This is a genomic window from Priestia sp. P5_B4 (assembly GCF_056400385.1).
Genome location: NZ_JBFULJ010000914.1, coordinates 1 through 1,489 on the forward strand (window position 1 = coordinate 1; position 1,489 = coordinate 1,489).

Sequence of the window (1,489 nt, forward strand, 5' to 3'; positions counted from 1 at the left end):
AATAGGAGAGTACGAGCCAATTTTAACAAGAGAAGGCATTGATGTTCATACTACCTTTGCTTGTGAATGGAATGCATTTATTGATGTGGAAAAAATGGTAAGAGTATTTCAAAACTTGCTCGAAAATGTTAAGAAATACAGCAAAAAGCCTTCCGTATTAGAGGTGAATCAGGAGATTGACGAGGGTTACATAGTTATTTCTTTTAGGAACAGCATTAACATCAGTGAAAAAATTGAGGTAGAAAAGTTGTTTGATCGATTTTATCGAGGTGATGAATCAAGAACGGACGCGAATGGTTCAGGTTTAGGACTGGCTATTGCAAAACAAATTATTCAGCTGCATCAAGGAGAGATACGAGCGGAACGTCAGCATAATAAGCTCACTTTTTTTATAAAGCTGCCGTTAACACAAGAAAGCCTTAAGAATCACTTGTAAAGATTCTTAAGGCTTTTTGCGACTATTTTGATGCCGTATTCAAATTCTGCAAGCGTCGCATAAGAAAAGGATATTCTGATATGCTGTGTAGTCTCATGGTCATACAATGCGCCTGGATTTAAAAGARCTCCTTCGTCGAGACAGTGCTTAAATAACTTCCGCATCGAAACAGGCTTATGCAGCGTAAGCCAAAAATAAAAACCACCGCTCGGAGCATTCCACACAGCGAGATTCTTCAAATACTTCTCTAGAATAGCCAGTGTTTGCTGAGATTTTTCTTTTAATTTATAGCGTACGCTGGCCACATGCTTGTCGTAGAGTCCGGTTTTGAGAGCTTCAGCAGCAGCCCATTGAGATAAGGAACTGGCTCCGTAGTCAACTTGCATTTTAAGGTCAGCTAATCGCTCAATTACATGTTCAGGCCCTATAATCCATCCAATTCGAAATCCTGGACTGAATGTTTTAGAGAACGTTCCTAAATAAAGAACCATTCCATTTTTATCTTGAGCTTTTAACGAAAGTGGAGGCGGTGAATGGAACCAAAGCTCTCCGTAAGCATCATCTTCAATAATAGGCAAATGCATTCTTTCACACTGGCGAAGCAGCTCTTGGCGCCTTTTTTCACTCATCGTTACATTGGTGGGGTTATGAAAGTTCGGTATTGTATATAAAGCTGTGCCTTTTTCTTTTTCGTGGTGGTCTTTTAATGAAGCTAAATGCATTCCTTCTTCGTCTAACGAAACGCCCGTTATTTTCATTTGTGCGGACTGAAATAACGGCAGAGAATAAAGATAAGAAGGCTTTTCAGCTAATATATTGGCACCTGGAGGCAGCAGGCCGATTGAAATTAACTGAAGGGCTTGAAGTGAACCGGATACAATTAAAATAGATGAAGAAGAAGTTTCAATGCCTCGTTTTTTTACATGCTTGACTAACTCTTGTCGGAGTTCATCATTTCCTCTTGGGTGCTCGTAGCCCAAGTGTACGCCTCTATGATTAATTCCGCTAAATAGTTCCGAAAGCTGATGGGAAGGAAGCAGGTCAGGTGCTAAC

General features: G+C 40.1%; 2 protein-coding genes. One reads left to right on the forward strand and one right to left on the reverse strand.

The genetic code is table 11. From position 1 onward, the window contains the following. On the forward strand, positions 1–436 hold a 436-nt coding region (locus AC1DRF_RS27425; protein WP_477742240.1), incomplete at its 5' end, for a sensor histidine kinase. Here AC1DRF_RS27425 and AC1DRF_RS27430 read toward each other — a convergent pair. Then, positions 427–1,489 (reverse strand): aminotransferase-like domain-containing protein (locus AC1DRF_RS27430; RefSeq protein WP_477742241.1); only part of this gene is annotated, 1,063 nt, incomplete at its 5' end. The genes AC1DRF_RS27425 and AC1DRF_RS27430 overlap by 10 nt on opposite strands.